Here is a 7831-nt window from a genome sequence, read left to right as displayed (position 1 = left end):
CACGCTACTCGAATTCAGCGAATCGCGTCTCTAGGCAAATTTCAGAGTTTCTCTCGTCCGAGACCCCGCGACCCGCGGAAACCGGCAGTCTTGGGCTCCGAAACCCCGGAATTATGCGGAACGCAGGGCCGTGCCCAGGTATGAAACGTCCGCGGGGCGATCTTGCATCCGTGCGCGGTCAGCGCACGACAGATCGGAACAACCCCGAACCGAGCCTGATGCTCGGCGATGAACGCACAGACTACCGCTGTCGCGGGTCGATCACCCGCGCGAAGAAATACTTTGCCGCAGAGAGAATCTCGATCGTCTGCTCCAACTCGGCGATCTTGCGTTTCTGCTCACGGATCGTCCGTGCCGCGTCCGAGGTCATCCCGTCTGCCTCACCCCGGTCCACCTCGGCTTGGCGGACCCATTTACGCAGCGTCTCAGCGGTCATCCCCAGCCGAGACGAGACCGCTTTCATCGCGGCCCACTCGCTGTCGTAGTCGTCGCGGTGATCGATGACCAGCCGGACAGCCTTGGCCTTGGTCGCTTCGTCGTACTTCGCAGGCATGGTCTGCCCATCCTTCCCAAGAAACAAGGTGGGCACCAAACCCAGGGCGGTTCAGTTCGTCGGCGGTAGCGAAGTCTTGATCGAGCTGCTGCGCACCGGCCAACTCGCGAGCCCGAACCAACCGGCTGTGGCCTCGTGAGCACGAGATACACACGGCTGTGGCGTACCGCCGGGCTGCCGCCGGCCGACCTCTCTGACGCCGAGGGTGCGCCGAGCACCACCGCTCTCGCTGTCGACCACACTGGAACCCCCTGGTACGGCCGTGTCGACGGGACGCTGCTCACCGCAGGGGCATCCGAACCGGCCACTATCGGCGCTGGATCGGCGATCACCGCCGTGGCCTGCACCCCGGCGGGGCTCGCCATCGGCAACCATGCCGGTTCGGTGTTCGTCGTGGCCCTGGGCACGGACCGCCGCATCGACACTCCCGTTGAGGTGATCCGCCACCGGGGCACGATCTCCGGCCTGTGCTGGTCGAAGGACATAATCCTCAGCGCGGGATGGGATGGCCGGATCCGCGCTTGTACTCCTGCTGGCGGTCACCGCGACCTCTACACCACTGATGTCCCAATCACCGCTCTCACCCGGACCGACCGCGGGCTTGCCGTCGCCCTGCTCGACGGTACGGTCCTCACCAGAGACGGGAGCAGGCCGCTTGGCGTGCGAGCCCGACTCGACGATCGGCCCACGAGTCTGGCCACCCCGAGCGATCGTCAACTCCTGGCCGCCACCGCCCACCACACCCTTGCCCGCATAACCGAGTCCGGGACCATCGACGTGTCGGCGACCTGCGCGCCGAGCTATCCGACCGCCGTCCTCGCTGATCCGGCTCTCGGCGTGGTGGTCACCGCCAGCTCCGATGGTCTGCTGCGATCGTGGTCCTCGAGCGACCTCAGCCCGCGCGGCCTCATCCCTGCGGCGTTGTCCCCGCTGGCCCCGGCCGCGCTCGGCGCTGACCACATTCTCTACTACGGCCGCCGGGGCGGCGGCATCGGCTCCAACTCGCTCCCTGCCGCCCCACCGGCATGGACCGTTGAACCCGGACACCACGGGCCGATCTGGTGCGTGCGGATCTCGCAGGAGGCGCAGGTCGTCGCTTCCGCCGCGAGCGACGCGACTGTCCGCCTGTGGGATCTGCGCACCGGCCCATTGCTGCGGGTGCTGGCCGGTCACGATGGCTGGGTGAACTCGGTCGCGTTCAACGGCGACGGAACTGTGCTGGCCTCCGGATCGGCCGATTCGACTGTCCGCCTGTGGAATCCGCGAACCGGCCGATTGCTGCAGGTCACGATGTCTGGGTCAATGCCGTCTCAGCGCCGCAGGCGGCGTAATGGTTTCCGGCTCGGCCGACACCAACGTCTGTCTCTGGGACACCGCGACAGGGCGGCTTCTCCAGCGTCTCACCGGCCACAGCTGTGCTGTTACTTCCGTGCATATCGCATCACGAACCGTGGTCTCCACCGGCCACGACACCAGCGTCATCGTTTGGAGCGACCAGGGCGTCCGTCTTTTGACCGGTCATCACACCCGGCACGTCTGGATGGCGGCTACCGAACCTGCTGCCGAACTTGCCGTCAGCGTCGGCGCTGATCACACCCTGCGCGTATGGGACATACGCAGCGGGGCAGAGGAATCCACCATCGAACTATCGGATATCGGCACAGCCTGCGACCTCATCCGTATGGCACCCGACCGCGTGCTCATCGCCTCCGCTAGCAGAGACGGGACTATGGAGCTCATCGCCGCCACATCGAACCCGCGGCGATGACGCTGTGCCGATCCGACGAATTCTGATGCCCGCTTCGATGACGCGCAGCCGTAGCAAATCGTTGCTTTATGCTACGGCTGCGCGTCATGTTTGCGCTGCCGGTATGCCTTGGATCGGCATGCTTGTGAGCAGTAGCAGGCATCGGCACGACGAACGGCGCCGGAGTACAGCACCTGGCCGCAGACCGGGCATTGAAGGCCCTCGACGATCCAATCCCAAGGCAGGGCACCCGCCATCTGAAGACGGGTCACCTTCCCCATCAGAGTGATTGCTTCCCGGCGGATCGCTGCACGTTCCGCAGATCGACGACGCGCACGGTAGGCGCGGGCCACACACGCCGGTCCGCAATACCGCCGTCTCGGATCGGCGGAACGAGGAAGCCGGGCCTTACAGGCCGCACAGCGTCGAAACCGCCGTCTCGTGGCCATACATCTACCCTGCTCGGTAGGGTCGGATGCCGCCAGGATTCGCCGATGCCAAAGCCGCAATCCGCTGAGACAGTAACCCCGCGGCCGGAATCACCACGAAGCAAGCTAACCCAGTTGGCGCGACAGCACACCGTCGACCGGGTGATTCATGCGGCGTGGCCGGGCCGGTGGGACAACCGGCCCAGGGCCTCATCCACGGCGCGGGTTGCGATCTCGCGCGCTTGCTCCAGCGACACCATTTCCGGCTCGTTGCTGTAGGCGTTCTTCAGGTCTCGTTCGGCGAGCCAGCGGAAATAGGCGCTCTTGCTCATGCCGAGTTCCGCGGCGCGCAGCTGGACACGCAAGTCCAGCCCATCGGACATTTTCACCGAGCGCGGCTTCAAGCGGTCGTCGGTCTCGGTGTCGGGAGCCACGTTGATCTCAGGTGCGCGACCGCGCTGGGCGCGGGCCACGATCTGCGCCATCTGGTCCGGGGTCACATCATCGGTGTGGGTGGTGTTGTCAATCATTGCGGGTCCTCCCACTGGGCGAATTCGGCGGTCTCGGTGGCCGTCAGTGGCCGGACATCGACGATGTAGAAGTCGGGCGGAGTGATCCGGCCGGTGACCTGTACGGCCTGGCCTGTGTCGGTACGCATCCACAGTTGGAACATCTGCCACCCGGTAGCAGGGTCGTAGGCAGGTTCGCCCCATGCTCGCACCTCCCCGGCTAGCCATCGGCGCATCAGCTCCGCAACCTGGTCGGGTGTCAGGTCGACCCCGACATTCGCCATCATCCGCGCCAGCGCAAAGAAGAGCCTGATAGCCACACGTCGAGACTACCCAACAACATCATGAGACTACCACGGGGCCCGCACCGCAGGTATCGCAAACCCTCGCCGTGATCGGGTTTTGCAGCACGAACCGGCATCCGGTCACAGCTCGGGGCCGTGGTCATGGTGGTGTTGCCGGTCGGCCTCGGCTTGGGCGGCGGCCTGCTGCTGCTCGACGGTCGGTTCGGTGCTGCGGCTGCTGGTCGGGTGCCGTGGGCGGCGCGGATGCGGTGCTCAGTGGCGGCGTCGACCGGTGACAGATCGGTCCGGCGCTCGCGCTCGGCGAGTGCGGTCTCCAGGTCTCGGGCGGCGCGGGCGGCCCGTTGGGCTGCGCGTTCGCGCATCTCCTCGTCGTGGGCGTCGTCGAGTTCAGCGGCTTCGAGTTCGGCGGCCAGTGCTGCCCGGTTGTTGGCGCGGGCGAGAACAGCGGGCCATTGCAGTTTCGGGGCCCCGGCGTCTCGTGCGGCGTCGATGGCGGCGTGTGCGGCCTCTCGCGCGGCTTCGGCGTCGGCCTTCTTGCGGCGTTCGGTGTCGGCGCTTGCGTCGACGAGTTGCTGCGCGTCGCGTCGTGCTCCGGACCGACGTGAGGGAATCCCGGCCAAGGTTTGCCGGGCCTCTCGGGTTGCGGCGCTGGCCTGGGTGGCGGTGCGGGCGGCTTGGTCTGCGGCGGCCTCGGCGGTCTGCGCGGCCTCGATCGCCTCGACCTGTTCGGCGAGCCGGGCGTGTTCGGCGCGCAGCTGCTCGGCGCGCGACTGGGCGGCTGCGAGGCCCTGCCATGCGGTCGGATCGTCGCGCTGGCTTGCGGTGCGGCGCAGCGTCCGGATGAGCGAGTCGAGTTCGGTGTCGCTGCGCATCCGGATCGGCTCGGCCTGCATCTGTTCGAGCACCTGGTGCTCGCGGGCGGCTGCCGGATCCGCCGGTTCCTCGTCGACGGCCGGGCCGGTGTCCTGGTCCGCCTCGGCTTCGACCTGCTGTGTGGCCCCGTCCGTGAGCGGGCCGGTCGGACTGGGTGGCGTTTCGGGGTCGAGTGAGGGCTCGCCCTCGTCGGTGACCGAGGCTGTCTCGGCGGCGGCCCGGTCGGCGGCGGCTTGCTGGTAGCGGTTCTCCAGCTCCCACAGGGCCTGGCTGTGCGAGACCCCGGTGTCGGCGCGGAGCTGGTTGGCGGCTTGCTGGGTGGCGTGGAACGCGAATGTATCCAGCCGTGCGGCCTCGGCGCGGGCGGCGTTGAGTTCGGCGGTTGCCAGATCCTCGGCCATGCCGCGCCAGGTGTGTACCTCGTCCTCGGTGGGGACGGGCTGGCCACCGGCGGCCGCGTCGAGCTCCTGTTTCGCGGCCTCGGCCTCGCCGCGCAGCTCGTCGGCGTAGGCGCGGGCGGAGTCCGCGTCGTCCTTGGTCCGGGCGATTTGCTCGCCGGCGGTCTCGGTGGCGGCCGCGCGGTACAGCTCGAGTTGTTCGACGAGTCGGGATCGCAGCGCGGGGTCGTCAAGCGCGTCGATTCGCTCCTGCATGGAGTCGATGAACTGCTCGTCGACAGCTTCGGGGTGGGCGCGCAGCGCGGTTTGGTAGGCGTCTTCGGCGGTGATCGCGTCGAATTCCGCTTCTTCCCATCGTTCGTGTGCATCGCGAGCGGCGAGAACCAAGGGATGCAGCGCATCCATCCGCAGGCGCATTTCTGCGATCTTCGGTTCGATCGCGAGCTGATGCGGATGAGTCCGCGACATCACCTGATCGAATAGCTGTCCGACTTGTTCCCGGGCGGCGGCCAAATCCGTATTGATCCGCATTGCCCGCGCGGTGCGCGACAATTCGGGGTAGCAATTCGATGGCCGGACATCGGTGTTGGTGAATTCGGCCCAGTCGTCTTCTGGCTCGATCTCGTTCCCGCCGGATTCCGGTTCCGCTGCCGTGTCGCCGAATTCGGCATCGAATTCGATATCAAGGTCGGCGTCCTCGTTTACGGCGGTCGCGGCGGCCTGTGCGGCGGCGCGAACTCGCCAGTCGGGCGCGGCGTCGGGCAGTTCCAGCAGCAGACGGCGCAGCTCGTCGGCATAGTCGGCCATGGCCCGATCCATGCCGGGGTGCTCCGGAGGGATCGAGCGCAGGCCACGCGGCGGCGCGAGTTCGTCCAGGGCCCGCCACCGATCCGGGCGGGGCTGGGCGGCGAGCACATCGGTGCCGGTGTTGCGAGCTACCGCGAGCGCGGTCAGCTCGGCGGCCTGGTCTTCGTTGTCGTAGCCGAGGGCGACCAGGACCGCGGTGGTGGGCTCGATGCTGGTGATCGCATGATCGGCGATCCATTCGTCGGCGCGGGACCGGAGCACGTCGGCCGCGTCCCGCGCGGTTATCAGCGCGCGGCCGTGGTCGGTGCCGTCGATCAGGGCTGCCATCATCGCGTCGGTGTCGAGTCCGTGCGCGTCCGCGAGTGCGATGGTGTCGAGCAGGCTCGGGTATTGGCGGCTGCGTTCGACCTGGTGGACCAGTGCAGTCGGGAACGCGCGGTCGAGCAGCCAGCAGCCGCGTTCGTGCGCGAGTTCGCGGACGTAGTGCTCGTAGTCGCGCTGGATCTTCGCGCGCCGGTCGACGGGGTTCGCGGCTTCGGCGTAGCTGTCGAGCACCGCCTCCTTGTCCTCGGCGGTGACCGGGACCGTGGGCCGGTTGTCGGCCAGACGCTCGGCGTCGGTGTCGAGCAGGCAGGCGCGCAGGCCCTCGGCGAATTCGGCGAGTTCGAGGTCCAGGCCGGGGTGGCGGCTGGGCACCGGGGCAACGGCGGGTAGTTCGGCGTCGCGTAGCGCGACGAATCGGCCCCCTTGGCGCTTGGTCGAGAGCACTTCGGTGTCGTTGAACGCGGCCGTCGCTGTGGTGAGCGCGGTGTCGTCGCTGGTGGGGGAGTAAGCCAGTGTCTCGACATCGGCGGCGGCCGATGGCGGGACCGTCGTCGACTGGGTGTGTTCGCCGATGAGCCGATCGGCGCGGGCCTGAAGCACGGCGGCCACGTCGCGAGCGTTGATCAGGCTCTCGCCGAGGTCTTCGCCGCCGTGGGTCGCGATATCGGCGACCAGGGCGGCGCTGTCCATGCCGAGGCCCGCCACGCCGATCGTGTCGAGCAGCTGCTCGTAGTGCTCGGAGTGGCGGGCCTCGGCATACAGGACAGCCGGGAGGGACCGGTCGAGCGCAGCACACTGTGCCGGTCGCGCACTGCAGAAACGATCTGCTCGACGGCGGCGCGATACCCTTCTCGGTCACTTCCTCCGCGATGCGCTGCGGGTCGTATTCGGTGCGTTCACGGGCGGCGATTGCCTCGGCAAGCGTGTCGAGCAGATGGTCTTCGTGCGCGGGTGAGAGCAGATCACGCACTTCATCCGCAGCGGTCGCCCGCGTGTTCTGCGTTCCGAATGTGCAGCGGTCGAGTGCCCGCTCGTCGATGCGCCCGACACGCACGGACACGGTGACGGTCTTCGGGGCGCGGTCGGGGCCGAAAACCCATGCCTCGGCGTCGATCCGGCGGCCGGTGTCGATCAGGGCGGCAATCATGGGCCCGTGTAATCCGCCCGAATGGGCCAGTGTGCCGTCCGGTCCGAGGTAGCAGCGGCCTTCGTCGTGGGCGAGCTGGAAACCGCCGGGGAACACGCGGGGGTGATCGTCCCGGTCACGACCGCGATCAGGTCGGCGAGGGTTTCGCGGTTGGGTTCGATCCCGACCTCCTGAGCGTGGATGGCGACCGTTCGAGTAACCGCGCGGCGGGTGAGGTCGTCCAATGGTGCGAACAGGTCCGGGTACCGACGTTCCCAGTCCGTGATGCGGTCCACCGGCGACCTCCTGCAGCATTGATCAACTGCTGTCCAGTCTGCCGAGGTACGCCGAGAACTGCCAGCCGCCGACAGGCGATGCTCGGTCACCCACCCGTGGGCGTGGTGCTCGTAGCTGGCCGGGTGTGAGCTTCTCGTGGCGCTGACATAGCCAGCGCCGGTTGAATTCGGGCGCACGGACGAACCGCATCTGGAGGCCGCTCGTTCGGGCATCAGAATGCCCAACCAACGCTGCCGCGTCCCGCAACCATCACCCTGCCCGACCCCGTTCCTTCCGACTGCCTACGCGGCCTGCTCGATCGCACTGACAATCCACTGACACGCTTCGTCGTCGCACTTGAGATTCCCCCGTTTTCCGGAGGGCTCCGATGTGTGGTCCGATAGGACCGGAAGGAGTCATCTGTGGCAGCACCGAGGAAGTATCCCGACGAGTTGAGGGCTCGCGCGGTCCGGTTGTACCGGGAG

General features: G+C 67.7%; 5 protein-coding genes and 2 pseudogenes. 2 read left to right on the top strand and 5 right to left on the bottom strand.

Annotated elements, in window-relative coordinates:
• Positions 1–131: 131 nt before the first annotated feature.
• Positions 132–553: pseudogene (locus IU459_RS35915) on the bottom strand (transposase); the annotation flags it as partial.
• A gap of 135 nt (positions 554–688) precedes the next feature.
• Here IU459_RS35915 and IU459_RS39905 point away from each other — a divergent pair.
• Together IU459_RS39905 and IU459_RS40255 are read left to right on the top strand one after the other, a co-directional pair.
• Positions 689–1801, top strand: a pseudogene (locus IU459_RS39905) (WD40 repeat domain-containing protein); the annotation flags it as partial.
• Between the two features lie 82 nt (positions 1802–1883).
• Positions 1884–2321: a WD40 repeat domain-containing protein gene (locus tag IU459_RS40255; protein WP_195134048.1), complete on the top strand. Its 438-nt coding sequence runs from the start codon at positions 1884–1886 to the stop codon at positions 2319–2321.
• Between the two features lie 574 nt (positions 2322–2895).
• On the opposite strand, the gene IU459_RS35900 is transcribed toward IU459_RS40255, so the two are convergent.
• The 4 genes from IU459_RS35900 to IU459_RS35885 all read right to left on the bottom strand — a co-directional run bounded on the left by IU459_RS35900 (position 2896) and on the right by IU459_RS35885 (position 7366).
• Positions 2896–3258, bottom strand: a complete 363-nt coding sequence (locus IU459_RS35900) for a hypothetical protein (protein WP_195134047.1) — start codon at positions 3256–3258, stop codon at positions 2896–2898.
• Positions 3255–3557, bottom strand: a complete 303-nt coding sequence (locus IU459_RS35895; RefSeq protein ID WP_195134046.1) for a hypothetical protein — start codon at positions 3555–3557, stop codon at positions 3255–3257. The genes IU459_RS35900 and IU459_RS35895 overlap by 4 nt, the downstream gene beginning before the upstream one ends.
• Entirely contained in the window at positions 3521–6634 is a 3114-nt protein-coding gene (locus tag IU459_RS35890; RefSeq protein ID WP_195134045.1) for a hypothetical protein, read from the bottom strand. The genes IU459_RS35895 and IU459_RS35890 overlap by 37 nt, the downstream gene beginning before the upstream one ends.
• Positions 6635–7087: 453 nt before the next feature.
• On the bottom strand, positions 7088–7366 hold the full coding sequence (locus IU459_RS35885; protein WP_195134044.1) for a hypothetical protein: 279 nt from the start codon (positions 7364–7366) through the stop codon (positions 7088–7090).
• Positions 7367–7831 lie beyond the last annotated feature (465 nt).

It is taken from the genome of Nocardia amamiensis (assembly GCF_015477605.1).
Taxonomy (GTDB): Bacteria; Actinomycetota; Actinomycetes; order Mycobacteriales; family Mycobacteriaceae; genus Nocardia; species Nocardia amamiensis_A.
The sequence above is the reverse complement of the archived record's forward strand: the minus strand, read 5'-3'. Positions and strand labels throughout refer to the sequence as shown.

Bases quoted from the DNA above. Each gene is read 5' to 3' on its own strand.
- IU459_RS40255 (WP_195134048.1), top strand. From the start codon at position 1,884: ATGGTTTCCGGCTCGGCCGACACCAACGTCTGTCTCTGGGACACCGCG.
- IU459_RS35900 (WP_195134047.1), bottom strand. From the start codon at position 3,258: ATGATTGACAACACCACCCACACCGATGATGTGACCCCGGACCAGATG.
- IU459_RS35890 (WP_195134045.1), bottom strand. From the start codon at position 6,634: ATGGACAGCGCCGCCCTGGTCGCCGATATCGCGACCCACGGCGGCGAA.